Genomic DNA, 22,774 nt, shown 5'->3' on the forward strand with positions numbered 1-22,774 from the left:
GGCCTCAGCGCAGCCGGATCACGTTCCAGGACAGCGGTTCCAGTACGGCGGTGAGGGTGCCGTCCGTGAGTGCCGTGCCCTCGACGGGGTGCGGGGTGACGCGCTCGGGGTCGTCGAGGGTGTTGCGGGCGTCCGGGTCGGCGTCCGCGAGTGCGCTGTGCTCGACGACCGACGTCAAGTCCAGGCCGTTCAGGGCGACTTCGAGCGGCAGTGCTTCGGTGCGGCTGCGGTTCACCGCGAACACGGTGACCGTGCCGTCGTCGGCGCGTACGGCGGTGGCGTGCAGCAGGTCCGCCTCACCGTACTTGTCCGTCTCGTACGTCGGTGAGTCCACCCGTACGTCCAGGACCTGCCCGCGTCCGTACTTCGAGGCCTGCGCGAACGGGAAGAACGTCGTCTGCCGCCAGGCCGGGCCGCCCGGCTCCGTCATGATCGGCGCGATGACGTTGACGAGTTGGGCGAGGCAGGCGACGGTGACGCGGTCCGCGTGGCGGAGCAGGGCGATGAGGAGCGAGCCGAAGACCACGGCGTCGGTGACGCTGTAGTTGTCCTCCAGGAGGCGGGGCGCCTCGGGCCAGTCGTCCTGCTCGAACGTCTTGGCGTGCGCCTCCCACTCGGGCAGATACCAGACGTTCCATTCGTCGAAGGAAAGGTTGATCCGCTTCTTCGACTTGAGCTGTGCCCCCACGTGGTCGGCGGTCGCGACGACGTTGTCGATGAAGGACTCCATGTCGACGGCGGAGGCGAGGAAGGAGTCGATGTCGCCGTTCTCGGGCCAGTAATAGGCGTGCAGCGAGACGTAGTCGACCAGGTCGTACGTCTCCTTGAGGACCGTCGCCTCCCACTCCGCGAAGGTCGGCATGGACTGGCTGGAGGAACCGCAGGCGACGAGTTCCACGGTGGGGTCCATCTGACGCATGGCACGGGCCGTTTCGGCGGCGACGCGACCGTATTCCTCGGCCGTCTTGTGGCCCGTCTGCCAGGGGCCGTCCATCTCGTTGCCGAGGCACCAGAGCTTGATGCCGAAGGGGTCCTTGTCGCCGTGGGAGACGCGGAGCTCTGCGAGGGCGGTACCGGAGGCGTGGTTGGCGTATTCCTGGAGCTCCAGGGCTTCTGCCACGCCTCGGGTGCCGAGGTTGACCGCCATCATGGGTTCGGACTGGGGGCCGATCTTGCGGAGGAAGTCGATGTATTCGGAGAGGCCGAAGCGGTTTGACTCCGTCGAGTGCCAGGCCAGGTCGAGGCGGCGGGGGCGGTCTTCGGCGGGGCCTACCGAGTCCTCCCACTTGTAGCCCGAGACGAAGTTTCCTCCGGGGTAGCGGATCGCTGTTACGCCGAGTTCCCTGACCAGGTTGAGGACGTCTTGGCGGAGGCCCGCATCATCGGCGGTGGGGTGATCCGGTTCGAAGATGCCTGTGTAGACGCAGCGGCCGAGGTGTTCTACGAAGGAGCCGAAGAGGCGGGGGTCTACCTGGCCGATGGTGAATGCGGGGTCCAGGGTGAAGCGGGCGGTTCGCATGGATTCCTTTCGTCTGCGGGTTTGTGGGGGCTGGTCGCGCCCACGCGGCGGAGCCGCAAATTGATACAGCCCCGCGCCCCTAAACGGCCTCGGGCCAGCCGTTCTTTTTCCAGTTCAGCTTGTTCAGGCCCAGCTTGGGCGTGCCCTCGTCCTCCGCGTCGTAGTAGTGGTACGCCAGCCAGTCCTCGCCCCTGTCCCGGAACACCGACTGGCCCCCCGTGCCGACATAGCGACCATGCCCCTCCAGCAGCAGGTCGCCACCGCCCTCCAGCATCGGCTTGCCTGTGCTGTCGACGTACGGCCCCGTGATCTTCGTGGCGCGGCCGACCCTGATCTTGTACGTCGAGTTCACGCCCGCGCAGCAGGTGTCGTAGGAGGCGAAGAGGTAGTAGTGGCGGCCGTGTTTGACGATGTACGGGCCTTCTACCGCGTAGGGCGCGTCCGGGCGGGTGGCCAGGTGGTGGACCGGGGTGCCTGCCACCGCCTTGCCTGTCCGCTCGTCCAGCTCGATCATGCGGATGCCTGTCCAGTACGAGCCGAAGGACATCCAGAGTTTACCGTCCGCCCTGATCAGGGCGGGGTCGATGGCGTTCCAGTGGTCGGTTGTCTCGGAGGTGAAGGCCTTGCCGTGGTCGGTCCAGGTGCCGGGGAGGCCGGAGGGGGAGGTGGCGACGCCGATCGCGGAGTGGTTGGTTCCCCAGCTGGATACGGCGTAGTAGAGCCAGTAGCGGCCGGCGCGGTAGGAGATGTCGGGGGCCCAGGGGTCGCCGGTGTCGTTGTACTCGTACCACCAACTCGGCGGCTCGGCGAAGGCGTTGCCCGCGTCCGTCCAGTGGGTGCGGTCCTTGGACACACGGGCGCCGATCACGCCGCCGGTCGAATAGGCGACGTAGCCGGCCGACTTGAGGCGGATGACGGTCGGGTCGTGGATGATCTGCTGGCCGGTGATCGGCTGGGGGTCGGGGTAACTCTCCGCCGCCTGTGCCGTGTGGGGGAGGAAGGCCAGGAGGACCGCCGCCAGTACGGCCGTCATCGCTCTGTGCGCTCTCACTGTCCCGCCAATCCCGTGTGGGCGACGCCCGCGACGATCTGTCGCTGGAAGAAGATGAAGACGACGATCAGGGGCAGGCCCGCCATGAGGCCGCCGGCCATGAGCTGGGCCCACTGGATGCCGTAGGAGTTCATGACGGTCGCGATGCCGTTGGGCATGGTCATCAGGTCGGGGTTGTTGGTCACCATGTAGGGCCACAGGAAGTTGTTCCATGAGGCGATGAAGGTGAAGATGCCGACCGCCGCGAGGGAGGGGCGGGCGAGGGGGACGACGATGGTGAAGAAGACGCGCCAGCGGCCCGCGCCGTCGATGAAGGCGGCTTCCTCCAGCTCGCGCGGGATGCCCTGGAAGAACTTGTAGAGGATGTAGACCATCGCGGCGGGCGCGCACTGCGGCAGGATCATGCCCCAGTACGTGTCGACCATCCCCATCTGCTGGACCGTGGTGAAGAGGGGAACGCCGAGGACCGCGGGGGAGATCATCAGGCCCGCCATGACGACGGCCATGAGAACGCCCTTGCCGCGGAACTCGGTGCGGGCGAAGCCGTATCCGGCGAGCGCGCTCACGAGCAGGACGACCGAGGTCACGCAGACCGAGACGACCAGGGAGTTCACGAACCAGTTGGTGATGTTGCCGGTCTCGAAGAGGGCCGTCCATGCCTGGCCCGTCCAGTCCTTCGGCAGCCAGTGCGGGGGCACCTCGACCGCCTCGGTCTCCGACTTGAGGGAGGTGAACAGGCCCCAGGCCAAAGGCGCGAGGAAGACGATGGAGACGGCCGTGCCGAGGAGGGTGAGGATGATCTGGCTGGGGGTCCACGCCTTGCGCGGCTTCATCGGTACGGCGGTCGTCATCGGGCTGCGCCCTCCTCACGGTTGCGCAGCAGCCACATCCGGGCGAGGGCGACGGCCGCGATGATCACAAAGAAGATGATGGAGATGGCGGAGGCGTAGCCCACGCGGTAGCTGGTGAAGCCCTGTTCGAGGGTGTACTGGACGAAGGTGCGGGTCGCGCCCTCGGGGCCGGGGAGGAAGTCCATCATCACGACGGCCTGGTCGAAGACCTGGAGCGAGGCGAGGATCTGCAGGGCGATGACGAGCCCGGTGATGTTGCGCAGCAGCGGCAGGGTGATGTGGACCATGCGGTGCCAGGCGTTCGCGCCGTCGAGTTTCGCGGCCTCGTAGAGGTGGTCGGGGATCGACTGGAGCGCGGCCAGGTAGAGCAGGAAGCTGAAGCCGACGGTCCACCACAGGGTGGTGATGACGATGGCGAGCATGGCGTACGACTTGTCGGTCAGCCAGGGTGTCTCGGTGCCGAAGATGTAGTTGATCATTCCGGTGCCGGGGTTGAACAACCACTGCCACAGGTTGGCGGCGACGGTCGACGGCAGCAGGAACGGGGCGAAGAAGCACAGCCGCCACAGCCACTTGCCGCGCTCGATGTGGTGGGCGAGCATCGCGAGGAGGAAGGCGAGGACCGTGATGCAGGGGACGACCAGGAGCGTGAAGTACGCGCTGTGGCCGAGGGTGTCCCACATCAGGGGGTCCTGGAGGGCCTCGCGGTAGTTGTCGAGGCCGACGAAGTTCGTGCTGTCGCCGGAGATGTTGGCGTCGGTGAAGCTGAGGTAGAGGCCTCGGAGAAGTGGCCAGATGACGAAGAGGGCGAAGAGGACCAGGAACGGGGCCACGAACCAGCCGCCGTGCTGAAAGCCCTGTTTGCGGCGGAGGGTGGCGCTGTCGGCGGCGGTCTTCGCCCGCGCCGGTGCGATGACGGTCTGAGCGCTCGTGGTCATGCGACCGCACCTCCCTGCGCGGCGGTCTTGCCGTCCATGGGGTTCTTCGTCGCGAGCAGCCTGGTGAGCTCGCTCTTCATCCGGCGGGCGGCGGTCTCCGGCTTGGCGGAGCCCATCGTCGAGGAGACGACGATGGGGCCGACGCGCTGGGCGAGGATGCCGGTGGACCCGGCGAACCACACCTTGGGCTCGGTGGCCTGGTGGTCCATGGCCGAGACGTACTCGTTCTGCGGGCTCATCTTCTTGTACGCGGCCGTGGACAGGACCGGCCGGTAGGCGGGGATGTGGCCGCCGAGCGCCCACTGCTGGGCGTGCCTGATGACGTAGGCGGCGAGTTGGTGGGCGCCTTCGTTGGTGGCACCGCCGCGGTCGGACTGGTGCGGCAGGACGAAGGCGTGCGACTCGGCGTGGGTGGCGGGCTTGCCGAAGACGGGCGGCAGCGGGGTCGCGCCGTAGTCGACCTTCGCGGTGCCGTAGACCGGCACCGACCAGTTGCCCTCCCAGACGAAGGGGGAGCCGTTGACGAACTGTTCGGCGCTCGCGAGGCCCCCGAAGCTCGGGTTGGAGTACCCGTCGGTGATGTGCCGGCGCAGGAACTCCAGTACCTGCGTGGCCTTGTCGGTGTCGAAGGTGACCTCGGTGTCGGCGTCGTTGAACCAGGTGCCGCCGAGCTGGGTGTAGAAGGCGACGAAGAACCACCACTGGAAGTTCTGGTCGCTGTTCCAGAGTCCGATGGTCTGCAGGCCCCTCTTGGTGGCCTTCTTGGCCTCCTTGAGCACGTCGAACCATTCGTCGGTCGACGTCACGGGCACGATCCGGCCGTCGTCGCCGAGCAGGCCCGCCTTCTTCAGCACGTCCTTGCGGTAGAAGCAGAGCTGGACGTGGATGTCGAGCGGGACGGCGTAGAGCTTGCCGTCGATGACGCCGCGGTTCCACAGCTGGGGGTTGAAGTCCTGCTGCCGTACGCCGTACTTGGCGAGCAGGCCGACGTCCCAGGCGTCCAGGAGGCGGCCGGGCGAGAACCCGGTGACCCGGCCCATGTGCATGACGCCGAGATCGGGTGCGCGGTTGCCCGCGGCCGCCATGGCGAGCTTGGTGTAGAAGGGGCTGCCCCACTGGAGGGTGGAGTCCTTCACCGCGATGTCCGGGTTGTCCTTACGGAAGGCGTCCAGCATCGCGATCATGTTGTAGCCGTCGCCGCCGCTGAAGAGGTTCCAGTAGCGCACCCGGGTGTCCGCGCCGGACGCGAGCGCGTCGGCGCCCGTGCCGAGTGCGGCGAAGCCGAAGCTGCCCGCGACCGCCAATCCGCCTGCTGTGGCCAGAAGTTGCCTGCGATTCAGGCCGGGTTGTCCCATGCGCCCGCCCTCACTGTTCGACATTTCGAATTACGCTCGTAACTTCGAACGGACCGTAAAATCGAAGCGCTTGCACGTCAATGGGTTGCACAGGACTTTCGGTCGGCGCCGGTCGTTTCCCGTTGAACAACGGTCGGCCGATCGCATGACGTGGACAGTTCCGGGCGCGTAACCTCGGACCGGCTGCCGAACGGCGGTGAGAAGGGGGTCCGATGGGCATCGCGGGCGCGCGCAACAGTGCGGGGCGGGTCGCCGCGGCGCTGCGGCGCGCGAGAACCAGCTCCGTGATGCGCGAACTCGCCGGCGACCTCGGTGCCGCCGTACGGGCCAGGCCCGATCCACCGGCCGGGGTGCACGAGGTGTGCCGGGCGTTGTGCGAGGAGATGAGCGTCCGCCGCGGCGGACGGCCCGTCGAGCTGCGCTTCGAGCGGTTCCCCGAAGAGATCGAAGTCACCGGTCTGTGGGTGGAGTTCCAGGACTTCGACCTGGTCATCGTGGAGGAGCGGGCCGAGGCGGTGCAGCAACTGGTCATCCTGGGCCACGAGTTGTGGCACCTGCACGCCGGTCACCGCCACCACCACGGCATCGGCACGGCCGCCGCCCATGCCCTGGCCGGGCCCCGGGGCTGGGACGACGTCGCCCTCACGGTCGCGGCCCGCAACGGCTCCCGGCAGACGGACGAGGCGGAGGCGGACGACTTCGGGCACCGGCTGGCGGCGGCGTTCCGGCCGTATCTGTCGGGCCAGGGCGGCAGGCCGTCCCTCGACCCGCTGGAGCGGTCCATGGGCTACCGCGGGCGCAGAGGCACGAAGCGGTGACGTACGTCTCCGCACCGGTGGGCGACAGCCTGGCGGCGGGAAACGTCCTCAGCGGGCTGCACATCTCCTACTGGCTCCCGACCGCCGTGCTGACCGCCGCCCTGGTGATCAAACTGCCCAGCATCCTCAAGCTGTGGCGGGACCCGCTGCTGCGCGCCGTCGGCGGACTACTCCTGTTCGCCTGCGCGGTGTTCGTCTTCGCGGCCCCCGGCACCATCGCCTGGACCAACCGGGTCACCGGCGTCCCGAACATCGCGGCCCCCTGGGTGTACTCCCTGATCACCGCGCTCTCCGCGTCCTGGCTGCTGCTGGTCGTCCACTGGCGCAACGGCCGTACCGTGCGCCATGCGCAGACCCGGCGCGCGACCCGGTGGGTGGTCTCCGTCTACGCGGGTGTGGTCGTCGCGCTCTGGGTGCTGTTCGCGCTCGCGGACGTACCCGTGGAACAGATCCGGGACCTGGACACCTACTACGCCAACACGCCCTTCATGCGCGAGGAGATCCTCCTCTACCTCATCGCGCACACCGTGGCCTGCTCGATCACGGCCCGGCTCGTCTGGAACTGGATCCGCACGGACGGCCTGGACGGCTGGCTGCGCTGGGGACTCAGGTTCCTCGGGGTCGGCTATGCGACGAACCTGCTCTTCAGCGCCGCCAAGCTCACGGCCGTCGTCGCCCGGTGGACCGGCCACGACCTGGACTGGCTGAACACCAACGTCGCGCCGTCGGCCGCCTGCATCGCCGCCACCCTGGTGGCGACCGGCTTCATCGTCCCGCATGCCGGCCAGTACCTGCACGAACACTGGCTGGTGCGCCGCCGCCACCGCAGCCTGAGACCCCTGGCCCGCCTGATGCGGACGGTCTCGGGCAGCCGCGAGCCCTACACCCTGCGCGCGACCCCCGAGATGCGCCTGATCCGCCGCGAGACGTTCATCCGCGACGCGCTTCTCCAGCTCTCCCGGCACCTCGACGAGGACCTGCGCGGACGGTCCTACGACGCGGCTCTCGCCCTCGGTTCCGAACCCGGCCGGGCCCAGGCCCAGGCCGCCGCCGTGACGATCCTGGACGCCATGGAGGCCGAGCGGCGCTCCCCGGACAGCGACGGCACGACCACCCCCGACACCACGTACCTGCTGCAGGAGATCCAGGCCGTGTCCGAGGCCCTGCGCAAACCCGAGGAGATCAAGGCGGTGCGCGCCCGCGCGGCCGTCCCGGCAGAGAGCACGTCCGCGCATGAGTACTGCGTCTTCCCGGGGGACAACCCCCGGACACCCGGCAGCAAAGCAGGTCGGCAAGGATGACCGGCGTGGACATCGCGAGGCAAGCTTGAGTGCACGTCCCTCCCCCGCCAGAGTCGCCGTCGTCCTCGGGGGATCTCACACCGGCATGCTCGCGGCAAGCGCCCTGGCCGGGCTCACCGACCGGGTCGTCGTCGTGGAACGCGACGAGCTGCCCGAGGAGTCCGCGCCCCGCAAGGGGCTGCCGCAGGCACGCCATGCCCACATGCTGTGGTCGGGCGGCGTCCGGGCGCTGGAAGAGCTGGTGCCGGGCGTCACCGGTGCGCTCCGGGAAGCCGGGGCGCGGAGGGCGCCGGTCACCACGGACATGGTCGCCTACTCGGCGCACGGCTGGTTCCGCCGCTGGCCGGAGTCCCACCACGTCATCCTGGCCGGGCGGGACCTCCTCGACGCCACGATCCGGGCCCAGGTCCGCACGGACGAGCGGATCGAGGTGCTCGGCGGCACGGAAGTGCTGGGGCTCCTGGGCGGCCCGGCGGCCGTCACCGGGGTCCGGGTGCGCGGGCGCGACGGCCGGGAACGCGCCGTCGAGGCCGGCCTGGTCGTCGACGCCACTGGCCGGGGCTCCGGGGCGCCCCGCTGGCTGACGGCCCTCGGGCTGCCCGCACCGCAGCGGCGCGAGGTCGACTCCGGCCTGGCGTACGCCAGCCGGCTCTACCTCGCTCCCGAGCAGGCCCGCGGCGGCTTCCCCGTCATCAACGTGCAGCCCGACGCACGGGACGGCGGCCCCGGCCGGGCGGGCTTCCTCCTGCCCATCGAGAACGGCCGCTGGATCGTCACCCTGAACGGCACTCGCGGCGGCGAGCCCTCTCCCGCGAACGAGGACTTCGTCCGCTTCGCCCGCGAGGAGCTGCGGCATCCGCTGATCGGCGACCTGCTCGCGCGGGCCGATCCGCTGTCCGACGTGGCGTTCACCCGCACCACCGTCAACCGGCGCTACTTCTACGAGCGGATGCCGGCCTGGCCCGAGAACTTCCTGGTCCTCGGCGACGCACTCGCCGCGTACAACCCGGTCTACGGCCACGGCCTCGCCGTCGGTGCCCAAAGCGCCCTGATCCTGCGCGACATGACACGCCGTCACGGATGGGCGGCACCCGGGCTGTCCCGTCGTATCCAGAAGGCGGTGGCCCGGCCGGTCGGGGCGGCGTGGGATCTGGCGACAGGGCAGGACGTGTTCTACCCGGGGGCGACGGAGAACGGGCCGACGCTGCGGGACCGCGTGCTGACCGCGTATGTCGACCGGCTCCTGTACACGGCCACGGGCAACGGACGGATCGCCCGCCGCGTGACCGACGTGACGTCGCTGGAGCGGCGGGCGGAGGTGTTGCTCACTCCGTCGGTTCTGCTGGCGGCGGCGGTGGGGCCGTTGAAGCCGCCACTGAGCGGACCGCCGTTGACCGGGGACGAGTTGAAGCGGGCGGGCCTGCGGTGAACCCGCGCGCGAGGGGCGTCAGCCGGCGAACGCCGGCTGCGCCAGCCCCTTTCCGGCCCCCGGCACCACCAGCAGCGAACCCGCCACCGGGTGCGGGGACTCAAGGCCCACCCGCGCCGTCGTGATGTACAGGTCGGTCAGGTCCGCACCCCCGAACGCGCATGCCGTGACCCGCGGGGTCGGAAGGGTGATCGCCCGGTCCAGCTCGCCGTCCGGCGTGTAGCGGCGTACCGCTGCGCCGTCCCACAGTGCCACCCACACACAGCCGTCGGCGTCGACGGTGAGGCCGTCGGGGAAGCCCGCGCCCTCCTCGATCGCGACGAACGGGCGGCGCCCGGAGACCCGCCCCGCCTCGTGGTCGAAGACGTCGACACGGCGGGTCGGCGAGTCGATGTAGTACATCCGGCGTCCGTCGGGGCTCCACCCGGTGCCGTTGCTGACGGCCACGTCGTCGAGGACGGCCTCGACGGATCCGTCACCGGAGACACGGGACAGGGTGCCGCCGCCCGGCGCTTCGTCGTACCGCATGGTGCCCGCCCAGAGCGATCCGTCGGGTGCGACGGCGGCGTCGTTGGCGCGGCGGCCGGGGACGCGTTCGCGGTGCAGCCAGCGGAAGCCTCCGTCCGCGTCCAGCAGTCCCACACCGTCCACGAGGTTGAGGACGAGCCCTCCGCCGACGCGCGGCTTGGCGGCGCCCACGTGCTGGTCGACGATCCGCAGCGTTCGCCGGCCGGTCGCGGGATCGTACGTGTGCACCCGCCCCCCGAGGATGTCGACCCAGATCAGCCGCCCGGCCGCCGCGTCCCAGGTCGGGCCCTCGCCGAGGGTCGCCTCGGCCCGTACCGCCACTTCGTACTTGTGCGTCATCCCACGCTCCGGTGACCGAGCCGCTCGGACAGTTCGGCCGCGCCCTTGGCGGCGAGCTGCTCCAGCTCACCGCGCCGCTCGTCGCTCCAGCGGATCATCGGCACGGAGATGGACAGCGCGGCGACGACCTGCCCGGTACGGTCCCGGACGGGCGCGGCGACGCAGGAGACGTCGGGGTTGGACTCCCGGCGCTCGACCGCGAGCCCTCGCTCCCGGATCTCGTTGAGGGTCTCGCGCAGGGCTGCCGGGTCGGTGATGCTGTTCGGGGTCATCGCGACCAGCTGGGCGTCGTCCGGGATGCGCGCGGTGAGTTCCTTGTCGGGAAGGGAGGCCAGCAGCATCTTGCCGACGGAGGTGCAGTGCGCGGGCAGCCGGCGTCCGGCGGCGGAGACCATCCGCACGGCGTGCGTCGAGTCGACCTTGGCGATGTAGATGACGTCGGTGCCCTCGAGGATCGCCACATGCACGGTCTCGTCGCAGGTCTCGGCGACCGAGCGGGCGACCTGCTGTCCCTCGGCGGCGAGGTCCAGCTGCTCGGCGTACCGGCTGCCGAGCTGGTACGGCCGTACGCCGAGCCGGTACCGTCCCGGCTGGCCCGGTACCTGGACGATGTAGGACCGGGCGGCGAGCGTGGTGACCAGCTCGTGCACGGTGGTGCGCGGCAGTTGCAGCTTGCGCACGATGTCGGGGGCGGAGAGCGTGCCGTCTCCGTCGAGGAAGAGCTCGAGAATATCGAGAGCCCGGGTCACGGCAGGTACAAGACGTCCCACGTCCGGCCCCCTCCCTTGTGTTCGAGATTTCAACAGGCGATCGGAATAACGAACACAGGCTACTCAAGGTGTGTTTGCCTGGGCAATGGGGAGGCACCCATCACCCCTGTACCTCCCCCAGCCTCCCCCGCAACCGCTGCGCCCTCAGCACCAGCTCCAGCTCGAAGCGGCGGTCCGGGTCGTCGATCTCGTCGCCCCACAGTTCGCGGATCTGGCGCAGGCGGTAGCGGACGGTCTGAGGGTGAACGCCCAGGCGGGCCGCCACCTCGGGGGCTCCGCCGCGGGTCTCCAGCCAGGCCAGCAGAGTCTGGGCGAGACGGCGGCCGTGGGTGGGGCCGCAGTGGGCGAGGGGGGCGAGGCAGCGCAGGGCGAGGTCGTCGAGGAGTTCCTCGGGCTGGAGCAGGACCAGCGCCTCGGTGTGCTCGGTGCAGTACAGGACGTCACCGGCAGGCAGCAGACGGCGTTCCATCAGGCGTACGGCCGCCTCCGCCCAGCGCAGTGACTTCGCCGCGTCCGCCAGGGGTACCGGAGGGCCGATGGCGCCGGACCAGCCGGTCAGGGCGCGGTGCAGGAGTTCGGGGCGGCCGGCGGCGTCCGGTTCGGGGACGACCATGCGGGGCTGCTCGTACTCCATGTCGAGGAGGACGCCCTGGCCCACGGCGGGGGCGACGGCCTCCCGGGCCGGGCGCAGCAGGACGCCCACCGCGACCTTCTCCGGCAGCGGCCAGCCGATCCGGGCGGCCCGTTCGGTGAGCGCGTCGGCCGGGTCGCCGCGGTGGTGCTCGGCGAGCAGGAGTTCCATCAGCCGGCGTTGCAGCCTCAGCCGTTCTCCGGCCTGCCGCGCCGCCGCCTCCGCATAGCCTCGTACCGACTGGTCGACCAGGCCGTCGAGGTACTCGTAGCCCGCGTCGACCAGCTCGTACATCGCCGGGGGCGGGATATTCACGCGCTGGCCGATCTCGGCGAAACGGCGCCAGGCCAGTCGTACACCCATTCGGTAGATCGCCTGCAGCGAGTCCAGACTGCGACCGTTGAGGCCCTCGCCTCGGCCGAACTCCTGGAAGACGCCCGGCGGCACGGTCGGGCGGCCCTCCGCGGTCTCCAGGTGCTGGACGAAGACCTCGATGGCGCGGCGGATGCCGACCAGGGCCATCGGCTCGCCGGACTCGTCGAGGACGACCGGCAGATGGGGGTACTCGCGGCGGATCTCGCGCAGGATCTCCTCGGCCAGGTCGGGCGCCTCGGACATGGCGATCGCGGCGAAGCGGCGGACCTGGAGGCGAGGCACATCGAGCCACGCCGAGCGGGTGGACACTGCCGGGGAGCGGGCAGGCTGTGTCATTGGCTTCGCCTCCGGGGCGCTACAGCCGGTGTCGAGAGGGCGACCGTGCTCAGCCCCTCCTTCGTCGGGCCTCCGCGCTCCCCCACGCTCGGCTTCGCTCGCGCGGGGGGACCCCCACGCCCTCCCGACACCGGCGCGCCCCTGCGGCTCCGCACCGGTCAGCTCCCCTGGCCGGCTTGCTCGTAGGTGATCAGGGGGGTGTTCGGTTGGTCGGGGGTCGCCTCCAGGAGCGCGACGATGCCGAGGGCGGCTCCTACGGCCAGTGCGGCGGCGGCCGCCACCGTGAGCGCTGCGGCGAGCAGTCTGGACATCTCGGGTCAGCCTTTCCGGACATTTCTAGACGCATCTGGACACATCTAGAGGTACTCGAAAGGTCGCCCTCACCCTTGCACCGGCCCCGTCCGGCAAAGGTTCAGTCTTGACTTTCCATTGACACTCCGTCAAGGGTGCGCCTACGGTTCCCGGCGCAGACGGGTTCGCGCGCACTGTTCCCCCAGCACACCCCAAGCCTTTGGAGTGCCAGGATGCGCCGTACTGCCTCACCTCTCTCGCTGATCCTGCTCGGCCTCGGCACGTTCCTGCTGGTGCTGGCGCCCCTGCTGGCCTGGTACGTGGAGCCGCGTGCCGCCGTGAATCCGATCGACATCGACCAGACCGCCGTTTACAAGGGCACGGGTTCCGTCTTCGACGTGGAGCAGGTCGAGACCGTCCCCGATCAGGCCATCACCATCACCCAGCGCGTCCGCGGCGACGTCGCCGCGAGCGAGCGCAGCGGACGGGCCGCGGTCTGGGACGTGACGACCACCGTCGACACGGACAAGTCACTGCCGGCGGCCGATCCGCACGACGCGCTTGACTTCGTACCGCACCGCTGGGTCAGCGACCGCCGGACCAACCGGCCGGTGCACTGCTGCGGCGAGACGCCGTACATCGAGGGCGAGGCGTATCTGAAGTTCCCCTTCGACGTGCAGAAACGCGACTACCAGTGGTGGGACAACACCGGCGGGCGCACGGTCACGCTGCGGTACCGGGACGAGAAGAAGATCCAGGGGTACGAGGGCTATCGGTTCACCGCAACCGTTCCGGCCACCAAGACCGGAACGCGACTCGTGCCCGGCGCCATCATCGACCAGCCCGAGCGGTCCCAGGTCTTCGCCGAGGAGTGGTACGCCAACCACGGCATCGAGCTGGTCGTCGACCAGGCCACCGGCCGGGTGCTCTACGCCCAGACCGGCCCCCGCCGGACGCTGCGCGCGCCGGGCGGGGACAAGGACGCGGCGGTGCTCCTGGACAGCCCGAAGATCGCGTTCACGGACGAGACACAGGAGTTCGCTGTGGAGCGGGCCAAGGAGGACAGCGGGCAGCTGCGCCTGGTGGGGCGGACCCTGCCGGTGGGGGCGGCCGTGGCCGGATTCGTCCTCGCGGCGGTGGGTGGCGTTCTGGTGATACGTGGGCGGAAACATCCGGAAAACACCGAGGAATCCGAACAATACCCACCGACCCTCACGATGTGATGTGGCGTCAGCTCCACAAAGCCCGGAAATTGTCACGCCGGTGAGTAGCAGCTTCGAACCGCTGGGCGAAAACTGTCCACCCCCACAACTGAACACAGTGCGCCCACACCCTGCTCACAGGAAAGTCCGCTCCGTTCACAGGAGGAGTCCACGCCTTCCCAGGCGAAATCCACCCCACCCCCACAAGCACCACCCCCACCCCATGTGCCACTCCCCCCACTGAGTTCCGCACCCTGAGACGAGTTGGAGCACCGATGCCCCAGCACGTGCCTTCCCGGCTGCGCGCCGCACTCCCCCGGGCGCCGCAGCACCCCCCGGCGCTCCCCCCACCTCCGCGCCGAATCGTTTTCCTCGCCCATCGGGACCTGGGCAATCCTGCCGCCGGCGGTTCCGAGCTGCTTGTCGACCGGCTCGCCGACGGACTGACCCGCCTGGGCCACCAGGTGACCCTGCTGTGCGGCGGCCCGGCCGCCTTCCGTGACTACCGGGTCGTGTCGGCGGGCGGTGAGTACGGCCATTTCCTGCGCGCCCGTTCCGCCTTCGCCCGGCAGGTCGGCGACTGCGATCTGCTGGTCGAGGTGTGCAACGGCATGCCGTACTTCGCGCCGATGTGGCATCGCGGGCCGACGATGTGCCTGGTCAACCATGTCCACACAGATCTCTGGAAGATGCGGTTCGGCGGCGGGCCGCTGGCGCCGGCCGCCCGGATCGGGCGAAGACTCGAACACTGGGCGCTGACCGGTGCGCAGCACCGGAGTCTGATGGTCGCCGTCTCCCCCTCGACAGCGCATGCCCTGCGCGCCATCGGCGTCGAACGGGACCGGATCCGTGTCGTCCACAACGGGGTCGAGGACCCCGGTCCGCGCGCCGACCGCTCGCCCGATCCGCTGTTCGTGGCGGTGGGGCGGCTCGTCGAATACAAGCGGATCGATCTGCTGCTGCGGCTGTGGGAGCGGGTGCGGCCGGTGACGGGCGGGCGGCTGGTGATCGTCGGCGACGGGCCCGAGCGCGGGCGGCTGGAACAACTCGCCGGTGCGGGCGTGGAGTTCACCGGGCATGTCAGCGAGGCCGAGAAACACCGGCTGCTGTGTGCGGCGTGGCTGCTCGTGCATCCCTCCGCGGTGGAGGGGTGGGGGCTGGTCGTCACGGAGGCCGCGGCGCGGGAGACACCGGCGATCGCCTTCGATGTGCCGGGGCTTCGTGACTCCGTCGTGGACGGGGAGACGGGGGTTCTTGCGCATGGGGAGTCCTCGTTCGCGGCGGCGTGGTGCACGCTTGCGCTCTCGGAGCATCGCCGGGAGCTGATGGGGAAGGCGGCGCGGGACCGGGCGGCACGCTATCGCTGGGATCGGACGGTTCGGCAGTTCCGTGCGGTTGCCTCTGAGGCGGTGCGGAGTGGGGCGCCGTGACGCCTATTCGCCGTGGCGGTCAGGCCGGGTTGCGACTGCGGGTCCGTGGTGGCTGGTCGCGCAGTTCCCCGCGCCCCTATCGGGGCGCCCCAGCACGTCGGCAAATGAAGGATCCCTCGCTTCGGCGGTCCCTCACTCTCTTCCGTGCGTTTCTGCATGAGCAGGACGACCCCGACGCCTGCTACTCGCTCCTCGCCCGGGATGCTGTCGATCAGGTCGAGGCTTACGGCGGTCCCGTCGTCGGGCGTACCGTCGTCGATGTCGGTGGCGGCAGCGGGTACTTCACCGAGGAGTTCCGCAGACGTGGCGCCCGCGCGCACCTCTTCGAGCCCGACGTACGTGAGCTGGGTGAGAAGCCGCCTGACGGGGCCGTGGTCGCGGACGGTTATCTGCTGCCGTTGTACGACTCAGTCGCGGACGTGGCTTTCTCGTCCAATGTGCTCGAGCATGTGGCCGATCCGCAGACGTTCCTGAGTGAGCTGGTGCGGGTGACCCGGCCCGGTGGGCTGATCTATGTGTCGTTCACCAACTGGCTGTCCCCGTGGGGCGGTCATGAGTGGGCGCCCTGGCACTACTTCGGTGCGGAGTGGGCCCGGGCCCGCCATCGGCGCCGTACCGGGAAGCCCGCGAAGCACACCCTCGGCGAGAACCTGTTCGCCGTGCACATCGGCCCCACCCTGCGGCAGGTGCGTGCCCGGGACGACGTCACGGTCGTCTCGGCGCGTTCCCGCTACTGGCCGTTCCTCGCGGAGACCGTCGTCAAGGCGCCGGGCATCCGTGAGGTGGCCACCTGGAATCTCCTCCTCGTCCTCCGGCGGTGTCCTCCATGACGACCACGGTCCAGGCTCCTCCTCCGGCAGCCGTCCCCACCACCACGACCGCGTCGGGCCCGCCGCACGGCCCCCGGTCGCGGCGCTGGCTGCTGGGGTTCTGGGCCGTGGTCTTCGTGCTGCTGCTCGCGGTGCACCCGGGGCGGCAGACCTTCGACACGAAGCTGGGCGTGACCGTCGACCCCGGTCAATTCCTCGCCGATCTGGGCCAGTTGTGGCAAGACCGGGGTTCCTTCGGCGGGATCTCGGACCAGTACGTCGGCTATCTGTGGCCGATGCTGCCGTACTACTGGCTGTGCGATCTGGTGCGGTTGCCGGTGTGGCTGGCGGAACGGCTGTGGCTGTCGCTGATCGTGTCCGTCGCGTTCTGGGGTGCGCTGCGGCTGGCCGAGCGGCTGGGGATCGGCAGCGGTGGGTCCCGGCTGGTCGGGGCGGTGGCGTATGCGCTGTGGCCGACCTTCACGATCGTCGTCGGGTCCACGTCGGCGGCGGCGCTGCCCGGTGCGTTCCTGCCGTGGGTGCTGCTGCCGCTGACGAACGAGCGGTACGCCGCACGCGTCGCCGCCCTCCGCTCCGCGCTGATCGTGCCGTTCATGGGCGGGGTCAACGCGGCGGCGACGCTGGCGTCCCTGCTGCCGGTCGGCCTGTATCTGCTGTCCCGACCGCCCGGGCCACGGCAGCGCAAGCTGATCGCCTGGTGGGTGCCCGGGATGATCCTGGCGACCGCATGGTGGTGGATCCCGCTGCTGCTGCTCGGCTTCTACGGCGAGAACTTCCTTCCGTACGTGGAGACTTCGCAGACCACGACGGACACGATGGCGGCGACGGAGGCACTGCGCGGCGCCGGGAACTGGGTCGCCTATCTGCACTTCGGTGAGGCCTGGCTGCCCGCCGGGTGGACCGTCGTGTCGTCGGTGGTCGTGATCGTCTGCTCGACGCTGGCCGCCGGACTCGGCCTCGCGGGACTGGCCCGGCGTGATCTGCCGGAGCGGCGCTGGCTGGTGCTGACCGTGCTGACGGTGGCGGTGATCGTGCTCGCCGGGTACGGCGGGGCGTTCGGGGCGCCCTTCCACGGGGTGGTACAGGACTGGCTGAACGGCGGGCTGGCTCCCTTCCGCAACATCTACAAGTTCCTGCCGGGCCTCGCCCTCGCGCTCGTCCTGGGCCTGGCCCATCTGGTGGGCGTGGCCGCCGAGCAGCGCGGCACCCGCCCGGTCCGTGGCCGTCGTCTCGCACCTCTGATCGCGGCGGTGCTGGTGCTGCCGGGGCTGATGTGGCCGTATCTCAACGGGTCGATCCTGAACCCGGGTTCCTTCCAGGAGATCCCCAAGTACTGGACGGCGACGGCGGACTGGCTGGAGGAGTATTCGCCGGATTCGCGTGCCCTGGTGGTCCCGGCGACCGCGCACGGCATCTACACCTGGGGCTCGACCATCGACCAGCCGTTGGACGTGGTGGCCGAGTCGCGCTGGGCGCAACGGGATTACGTCCCCATGGGCACCCCCGGCAACCGGCGCGCGATGGACGCCGTGGAGCAGGCGCTGATGTCGGGAGGTGAAGTCCCGGGTCTGGCCGACTACTTGAGCCGGGCCGGCCTCCACTACGTCGTCGTCCGCAACGACCTCGACCCCGACCAGATCGGCTACGTACCGACCACGACGGTCAAGCGCACCCTGGAACAGTCCGGGTATGAGCGGGTGAAGGGCCTGGGTCCGGTCATGACGGGCGGCCGGATCGCCGAGGGCACCCCGCTGGAGATCGAGGGCATCTATCCGAGGCAGCGGGCGGTGGAGATCTACCAGCCGCCGGGGGACGAGGGTGTGCCACGTCCCGGGCAGGCTTCTCTGCTGCCGGTGTCCGACACGGCTGTGGTCTCCGGCGGCCCGGAGGCGCTGCTGCCGCTGGCGACCGAACTCCGGGGCCGGGCCACGGTGTTGACCGGGGACAACCATCCCGGGCTCGGCACGCCACCCGTGCAGGTGGTCGGGGACGGACTGCGTCGCGCGGACACACGGTTCGGGCTGGTCAACGCCAACACGTCGTACACGTACACCCGCGACGAACGCAACGCGCCGGACGCCGCCCAGGACGCCGGCGAGAAGCCCCACCAGATCCTGCCGACCGAGGGCCTCGGCCATCAGACGGTCGCCGAACTGCGCGGCGCCCGCTCGGTCACGGCCTCCTCGTACGGCAACTGGCTGTTCCATCTCCCGCAGTACGACCCGGTGAACGCCTTCGACGGCAACCCGGACACCGCCTGGGCGGAGGGCTCGGCGGGCTCGGCGGACGGTCAGTGGCTGCGGATCGGGTTCAGTGAGGCGTACGACATGCCGTCGTCGTTCAGGGTTTCGCCGTTGCCGCAGGAGAGCGTGCGGTCGGCTGCGACGCGGGTGCGGGTGGAGACGGAGAAGGGGGTGCGGACCAGCGTCCTGCGCCCGGACGGGACGGCGCAGAGCATCAAGGCGCCCGCGGGTGAGACGAGTTGGATGCGGCTGACGATCGTCGACTCGGTGGCGCGGCACACAGGTCTGACGGGTGCGGGCTTCTCCGAGATCTCGCTGCCTGACGTGCAGGTCACGCGCATGCTGCGGCTGCCGACGGACGCGCAGGATGCCGGTGCCGCCGCGGAGATCGTCTCGCTGCACCGCACGGCCGACCCGACCGGTCTCTCGGCGACGGGCACGGAGGCGGGCCTGCACCGCCGCTTCTCCACGGGCACGGCAGGGGCGTACGAGGTGACGGCGAGCGCGGTGCCGGTGCCGGGCGCGGAACTCGACCGGCTGCTGTACGACGTCGCGCCCGACCAGCAGAACCGCATCGTCGCCACCGCCGACTCCACGGCACGGCTCGGCGCGGGCCTGGCGGCGCGCAACCTCACCGACGGTGACCTGACCACGGCGTGGATCGCGGGCGACCGCCCCACCATCCACCTCCGCTGGGACGGCGAACAGCCCGTCGGCGAACTGGTCCTGGCCCCCGCGGGCGGCCTCTCCACCCGCCCCACCGAGGTACAGATCAGCTCCCCGGACGGCGCGGCCCTCGCCGGCGTCGACGAGAACGGCTGGGTCCGCTTCCCGCCGATCACCACGGACCGCCTCGACATCACCGTCACGGCGACGGCTCCGCTGACGCTGCACAACCCGGTCGTGGATGAAGATCTCCGCCTTCCGGTGGGCCTGACGGAGGCGTACATCCCGGCGCTCGACCGCTACCGCACGCCCCAGCCGGCCGCCACGCGGGCCTTCTCGCTGCCGTGCGGGCAGGGGCCGGTGATGGCGGTGGACGGGGAGTTGTACGAGACGAGTGTGCGGGGGACGGTACGGGACCTGACGGAACGGCGCCCTGTTCAGGTGACGCTCTGCCAGGAGGGGCGAGCGGACGCCGAGTTGGACCTGACCTCCGGCCCGCATCGGGTCGAGGGCGGGGACGCCGGGCCGCTCGCGCTCACCGATGTCACCCTGACGCGCGGCGGCGCGCTCACGGAGCCCACGTCCGCGGACCGCGACCTCCGGATACGTGACTGGCTGGGCGACCAGCGCCAGGTGACGGTCGGGTCGGGCGCGGCCACGTACCTGACGACGTACGAGAACTACAACGACGGCTGGAAAACCACCCTGAACGGGGACGAGTTGTCCCCGGTCCGCCTCGACGGCTGGCAGCAGGGCTGGCGGATCCCGGCCGGGGCGGGCGGCACGGTCAAGCTGTCGTACGAACCCGCGACGACGTACGACGCCACGCTGATCGGCGGGGGTGCAGCGGTGGCGGCCCTGGTGGGACTTGTCCTCTGGCGCCGGCGCGCCCCGAACCCCGACGATCCGCAGCCGGTGCCCCCGCCGCCGGGCCTGTGGCTCGGGACTGTGGCGCTGACGCTGGTGGGCGCGGTGATCGCCGGGTGGTTCGCGCTGCTGGTACCGGCGTTGGCGCTACTCGCTCACCGGCGGCACACACTGCTCGTACCGATCGCGTTCGTCGCGCTCGCGGGGGCGGGGATCGCGGCGGCGGTGAGGGCCGGGGAGCCGGTGGGCGCGGAGGAGGGGGCCTTCGGACCGGCGGCTCAACTCCTCGCGCTGATCGGGTTGTTCGCGGGGTTGGTGAGCGTGCGGGAGCGGGACTCGACGGCGGTGCCGCCACCGGTCGGGGGTCCGCCCGCCTCGGAAGAACCGACGCAGCAGTTGCCGCAACGGCAGCGGGGCGCGAGCCCTCTCGGAGCCGAGCCCCCGCCGCCTGCCCGCCCGGACTCCGGCCCGACCGTCTCGGCGCGGGGCCCCGGCGGCCCGGCGCCCGATCCGCCCACCGTGCGCTTCTCGTTCCGCAAGCCGAAGTTCAGGGTGACACCCCAGGCCGACCTGAGGGGAGACCGCGCATGACGACGCTGGAGCACCGCGCCGAAGGCCCCGTACGGCCTCCCGAGCGCATCCCGTTCCCGGTGGTGGACGAGATCTCCCGCCACTGCCTCCAGGAGGAGGAACCGGAAACGGTCCACATCGAGGTCCACCTCCCGGGCCACCTGGACCGCGACCGCCTACGGGCCGCCTTCAACGAGGCCCTCCGCCGCCACCCCCGCATCCTCATGCGGGAGGCGGCGGGGCGGTGGTACCGGCGGCGGTACGAGTGGGAACTGACGGCGGATCCGGATATGGAGGTCGTGACCTTCCTCCCGCCGAGCCGGGATGCGCTACGGGACGCGCGGACCCGCGCGCTGGCGGAGGCCCCACCGTTGACGGCTTCCCCGCCGATACGGCTGGAGGTGGTGGAGGGGGCGGGGGCGGGGGCGGGGCCGGTGGAGGGGAGCGAGGCGACGGACGCGGTGGGCGAACCGGCCGCGGCTGCGGGTAGCGGTGCGGGCAGTGGTGCGGGCCGGGGCAACGCCCACGCGAGCGCCGTAGCTGCGGGCAGCGGCACCCATCATCCCGCCGCCGCGGACAGTCGTGCGGGCCGGGACGACGCCCACCCCAGCAGCGGCGTCGACGCAACCGCCGCCACTGCTGTACCCACCGCCGCTGCATCCGCCGCATCCGCCGCCGCTGCGGGCAGTCGTGCCGCTGGGGCGGCACGGGTGGGCGCAGCGGCACCCGGCCAGCGCCGGCCAGCGCCCCAACCCCCCAGCAGCAACGCCGGTCACAGCAAAGGCACCGTCCTCTTCCTCACCATCAACCACACCGCCCTCGACGGCCCCGCCTGCCTCCGCGTCCTCGCCACCGCCGCCGAGCTGTACAGCGGCCGGGACAACTCCCCCGCAGCCTCACCCATCCGCGCGACCCAACCCCCACCCCACCCCGAAGAGACCCCCTCCAACTGGTCACCCCCCGCCCGAGTAGCCCCCGGCACCCCCGAACCCTCCCCCGGCAACGGCATGCTCGTCACCGAACTCCCCCTCCCCCACCGCCCCAAAGGCTCCCCCTACACGGTGAACGACCAGCTCATGGTCGCCACAGCCCTGATGATCAGCCACTGGAACAGAGAACACGGCGAACACCCCCGCCCCCTCCGCATCACGATGCCCGTGGACGACCGCCCCAGAGACACGACGATGCCGATAGGCAACGGCACCCGCCTGGTCGAAGTCCCCTTCACCCCGGACGAGTTGAACCCGACGGACATGCCCGCACTCCTCAGCCGTACGGCGACAAGAACCCGCGCCCTCAAGTCCCTCCCCCGCCCCCAACTCGGCCACGGAGCCACCCTCCTCACCGCCCCGGTCACCCCCGTGTCCTGGCGCGCCGCCCTCACGAGAACCCTCCGCCGGGCAGCCGCCCCCTGGACTTCGACCACCCTCCTCAGCAACATCGGCCGCATCCCGTACCCCCTGGACTTCGGCGAGGAGGCAGGCCGCGCGCACGCCGTCTGGTTCTCGGCGCCCGCCAGAATGCCCCGCGGCCTCACCGTCACCACCGCCTCCACCGCCGGCCGCCTGCACCTGGCCCTGCGCTGGTCCCACGCCCTGCTCAGCCACGGCGACGGCGCGCACCTGCGTGACCTGTTCGAGCACTATCTGCACACCACGGAGGTGGCCCCATGACGACCACGTCCACGACCACCACCCCACCCCGCACGGAACTCCGCGACTTCTACGAGAACCCGGCGGTCCCCGTAGCCTCCGGCACCCCCCGCACCCTCCGCCAGGCCCGCCTCCTGGCCACCGCCCTCGGCCCGTCGACCGGCCCGTCCGGCCGCACCCGCACGATCCTCGACATCGGCTGCGGCGACGGCACGGCAGCCGCCACCACCGCACCTCTCCTCCCCGGCCACCGCATCATCGGCGTCGACTGGTCCCAGGACGCCCTGAAACGCGCGCACACCAGAATCCCGTACACCCTCCGCGCAGAACTCAACTCCCTCCCCTTCAGGGACAGTTCGGCGGACGCCGTGCTGTTCAGCGAGGTGATCGAGCACCTCGTGGACCCGGACGCCGCCCTGGACGAGATCCGCCGCGTGCTGCGCCCGGGCGGCCATCTGATGCTGTCCACCCCGAACCTGGCCGCCTGGTACAACCGCGCCCTCCTCCTCGCGGGCGTGCAGCCCGTCTTCTCGGAGGTCAGCCTGCGCGCGATCCACGGCCGGCCGGGACGGGAGGTCGTAGGACATCTGCGGCTCTACACGGCCCGCGCCCTCCGCGAGTACGTCACCACGGCCGGCTTCGAGGTCGTACGACTCAAAGGGGCCCCCTTCCACGGCGTACCGCGTCCCCTGCGCCCGCTCGACCGCCTCGCCTGCTCCAGAGCACCGCTCGCCTCGATCCTCCTCCTGCACGCGCGAAGGACGTAGCCGATGTGGTGGGGA

Annotated in this window: 18 protein-coding genes; 9 read left to right on the forward strand and 9 right to left on the reverse strand. The window is 70.7% G+C overall.

The features are described 5' to 3' along the window. Positions 1 to 4: 4 nt before the first annotated feature. The 5 genes from QQY66_RS14455 to QQY66_RS14475 form a co-directional block, all read right to left on the reverse strand. The gene (locus tag QQY66_RS14455) at positions 5 to 1,519 is read right to left on the reverse strand and encodes an alpha-N-arabinofuranosidase (protein ID WP_301979805.1); all 1,515 of its coding nucleotides are present in this window, start codon (positions 1,517 to 1,519) and stop codon (positions 5 to 7) included. A 79-nt stretch (positions 1,520 to 1,598) separates the two neighbouring features. Further along, complete coding sequence (locus QQY66_RS14460) at positions 1,599 to 2,552, reverse strand: arabinan endo-1,5-alpha-L-arabinosidase (RefSeq protein WP_301979806.1); 954 nt, start codon at positions 2,550 to 2,552, stop codon at positions 1,599 to 1,601. Positions 2,553 to 2,566: 14 nt separating this feature from the next. After that, complete coding sequence (locus QQY66_RS14465; RefSeq protein WP_301979808.1) at positions 2,567 to 3,421, reverse strand: carbohydrate ABC transporter permease; 855 nt, start codon at positions 3,419 to 3,421, stop codon at positions 2,567 to 2,569. After that, on the reverse strand, positions 3,418 to 4,359 hold the full coding sequence (locus tag QQY66_RS14470) for a carbohydrate ABC transporter permease (RefSeq protein ID WP_301979810.1): 942 nt from the start codon (positions 4,357 to 4,359) through the stop codon (positions 3,418 to 3,420). The genes QQY66_RS14465 and QQY66_RS14470 overlap by 4 nt, the downstream gene beginning before the upstream one ends. Beyond that, positions 4,356 to 5,714 carry an extracellular solute-binding protein gene (locus QQY66_RS14475; protein WP_301979812.1) on the reverse strand — a complete coding sequence of 453 codons (1,359 nt, stop codon included), beginning with the start codon at positions 5,712 to 5,714 and terminating at the stop codon, positions 4,356 to 4,358. The genes QQY66_RS14470 and QQY66_RS14475 overlap by 4 nt, the downstream gene beginning before the upstream one ends. Before the next feature lie 212 nt (positions 5,715 to 5,926). Here QQY66_RS14475 and QQY66_RS14480 point away from each other — a divergent pair, with 212 nt between their 5' ends. From QQY66_RS14480 to QQY66_RS14490, 3 genes are all read left to right on the forward strand, one after another. Continuing rightward, the gene (locus QQY66_RS14480; protein ID WP_301979814.1) at positions 5,927 to 6,532 is read left to right on the forward strand and encodes a toxin-antitoxin system, toxin component family protein; all 606 of its coding nucleotides are present in this window, start codon (positions 5,927 to 5,929) and stop codon (positions 6,530 to 6,532) included. Positions 6,533 to 6,561: 29 nt separating this feature from the next. After that, complete coding sequence (locus QQY66_RS14485) at positions 6,562 to 7,833, forward strand: MAB_1171c family putative transporter (RefSeq protein WP_301987313.1); 1,272 nt, start codon at positions 6,562 to 6,564, stop codon at positions 7,831 to 7,833. Positions 7,834 to 7,918: 85 nt separating this feature from the next. Further along, on the forward strand, positions 7,919 to 9,262 hold the full coding sequence (locus QQY66_RS14490; RefSeq protein ID WP_301979816.1) for an NAD(P)/FAD-dependent oxidoreductase: 1,344 nt from the start codon (positions 7,919 to 7,921) through the stop codon (positions 9,260 to 9,262). A gap of 18 nt (positions 9,263 to 9,280) precedes the next feature. On the opposite strand, the gene QQY66_RS14495 is transcribed toward QQY66_RS14490, so the two are convergent. The 4 genes from QQY66_RS14495 to QQY66_RS14510 form a co-directional block, all read right to left on the reverse strand. Next, complete coding sequence (locus QQY66_RS14495; protein ID WP_301979818.1) at positions 9,281 to 10,129, reverse strand: SMP-30/gluconolactonase/LRE family protein; 849 nt, start codon at positions 10,127 to 10,129, stop codon at positions 9,281 to 9,283. Then, entirely contained in the window at positions 10,126 to 10,899 is a 774-nt protein-coding gene (locus QQY66_RS14500) for an IclR family transcriptional regulator (protein ID WP_301979820.1), read from the reverse strand. The genes QQY66_RS14495 and QQY66_RS14500 overlap by 4 nt, the downstream gene beginning before the upstream one ends. Before the next feature lie 100 nt (positions 10,900 to 10,999). Further along, on the reverse strand, positions 11,000 to 12,241 hold the full coding sequence (locus QQY66_RS14505) for a CdaR family transcriptional regulator (RefSeq protein ID WP_301979822.1): 1,242 nt from the start codon (positions 12,239 to 12,241) through the stop codon (positions 11,000 to 11,002). Between the two features lie 158 nt (positions 12,242 to 12,399). Continuing rightward, a complete protein-coding gene (locus tag QQY66_RS14510; RefSeq protein WP_210574061.1) occupies positions 12,400 to 12,552 on the reverse strand; it encodes a hypothetical protein in 153 nt (50 codons plus the stop codon). 213 nt (positions 12,553 to 12,765) lie between these two features. Between QQY66_RS14510 and QQY66_RS14515 the strand changes: the two genes are divergently transcribed. The 6 genes from QQY66_RS14515 (at position 12,766) to QQY66_RS14540 (ending at position 22,759) form a co-directional block, all read left to right on the forward strand. Beyond that, on the forward strand, positions 12,766 to 13,755 hold the full coding sequence (locus tag QQY66_RS14515) for a DUF3068 domain-containing protein (RefSeq protein ID WP_301979824.1): 990 nt from the start codon (positions 12,766 to 12,768) through the stop codon (positions 13,753 to 13,755). Positions 13,756 to 14,009: 254 nt separating this feature from the next. Continuing rightward, entirely contained in the window at positions 14,010 to 15,164 is a 1,155-nt protein-coding gene (locus QQY66_RS14520; protein ID WP_301979826.1) for a glycosyltransferase family 4 protein, read from the forward strand. A gap of 104 nt (positions 15,165 to 15,268) precedes the next feature. After that, positions 15,269 to 15,994: a bifunctional 2-polyprenyl-6-hydroxyphenol methylase/3-demethylubiquinol 3-O-methyltransferase UbiG gene (locus tag QQY66_RS14525; RefSeq protein ID WP_301979827.1), complete on the forward strand. Its 726-nt coding sequence runs from the start codon at positions 15,269 to 15,271 to the stop codon at positions 15,992 to 15,994. Then, positions 15,991 to 20,361, forward strand: coding sequence for an alpha-(1->3)-arabinofuranosyltransferase family protein (locus QQY66_RS14530; protein WP_301979831.1), 4,371 nt, complete (start codon positions 15,991 to 15,993; stop codon positions 20,359 to 20,361). Before QQY66_RS14525 ends, QQY66_RS14530 begins: the two co-directional genes overlap by 4 nt. After that, a complete protein-coding gene (locus QQY66_RS14535) occupies positions 20,358 to 22,013 on the forward strand; it encodes a condensation protein (protein WP_301979833.1) in 1,656 nt (551 codons plus the stop codon). The genes QQY66_RS14530 and QQY66_RS14535 overlap by 4 nt, the downstream gene beginning before the upstream one ends. Further along, positions 22,010 to 22,759, forward strand: coding sequence for a bifunctional 2-polyprenyl-6-hydroxyphenol methylase/3-demethylubiquinol 3-O-methyltransferase UbiG (locus tag QQY66_RS14540; protein WP_301979834.1), 750 nt, complete (start codon positions 22,010 to 22,012; stop codon positions 22,757 to 22,759). Before QQY66_RS14535 ends, QQY66_RS14540 begins: the two co-directional genes overlap by 4 nt. Positions 22,760 to 22,774 lie beyond the last annotated feature (15 nt).

Origin of the sequence: Streptomyces sp. DG2A-72, from assembly GCF_030499575.1 — a bacterium.
Lineage (GTDB): Bacteria > Actinomycetota > Actinomycetes > Streptomycetales > Streptomycetaceae > Streptomyces.

Excerpts from the sequence above, each read along its gene's own strand:
- QQY66_RS14475 (WP_301979812.1), bottom strand. The coding sequence starts at position 5,714 with ATGGGACAACCCGGCCTGAATCGCAGGCAACTTCTGGCCACAGCAGGC.
- QQY66_RS14505 (WP_301979822.1), bottom strand. The coding sequence starts at position 12,241 with ATGACACAGCCTGCCCGCTCCCCGGCAGTGTCCACCCGCTCGGCGTGG.
- QQY66_RS14510 (WP_210574061.1), bottom strand. The coding sequence starts at position 12,552 with ATGTCCAGACTGCTCGCCGCAGCGCTCACGGTGGCGGCCGCCGCCGCA.
- QQY66_RS14540 (WP_301979834.1), top strand. The coding sequence starts at position 22,010 with ATGACGACCACGTCCACGACCACCACCCCACCCCGCACGGAACTCCGC.
- QQY66_RS14490 (WP_301979816.1), top strand. The coding sequence starts at position 7,919 with ATGCTCGCGGCAAGCGCCCTGGCCGGGCTCACCGACCGGGTCGTCGTC.
- QQY66_RS14515 (WP_301979824.1), top strand. The coding sequence starts at position 12,766 with ATGCGCCGTACTGCCTCACCTCTCTCGCTGATCCTGCTCGGCCTCGGC.
- QQY66_RS14495 (WP_301979818.1), bottom strand. The coding sequence starts at position 10,129 with ATGACGCACAAGTACGAAGTGGCGGTACGGGCCGAGGCGACCCTCGGC.
- QQY66_RS14460 (WP_301979806.1), bottom strand. The coding sequence starts at position 2,552 with ATGACGGCCGTACTGGCGGCGGTCCTCCTGGCCTTCCTCCCCCACACG.
- QQY66_RS14455 (WP_301979805.1), bottom strand. The coding sequence starts at position 1,519 with ATGCGAACCGCCCGCTTCACCCTGGACCCCGCATTCACCATCGGCCAG.
- QQY66_RS14530 (WP_301979831.1), top strand. The coding sequence starts at position 15,991 with ATGACGACCACGGTCCAGGCTCCTCCTCCGGCAGCCGTCCCCACCACC.
- QQY66_RS14525 (WP_301979827.1), top strand. The coding sequence starts at position 15,269 with ATGAAGGATCCCTCGCTTCGGCGGTCCCTCACTCTCTTCCGTGCGTTT.
- QQY66_RS14535 (WP_301979833.1), top strand. The coding sequence starts at position 20,358 with ATGACGACGCTGGAGCACCGCGCCGAAGGCCCCGTACGGCCTCCCGAG.
- QQY66_RS14470 (WP_301979810.1), bottom strand. The coding sequence starts at position 4,359 with ATGACCACGAGCGCTCAGACCGTCATCGCACCGGCGCGGGCGAAGACC.
- QQY66_RS14480 (WP_301979814.1), top strand. The coding sequence starts at position 5,927 with ATGGGCATCGCGGGCGCGCGCAACAGTGCGGGGCGGGTCGCCGCGGCG.
- QQY66_RS14520 (WP_301979826.1), top strand. The coding sequence starts at position 14,010 with ATGCCCCAGCACGTGCCTTCCCGGCTGCGCGCCGCACTCCCCCGGGCG.
- QQY66_RS14465 (WP_301979808.1), bottom strand. The coding sequence starts at position 3,421 with ATGACGACCGCCGTACCGATGAAGCCGCGCAAGGCGTGGACCCCCAGC.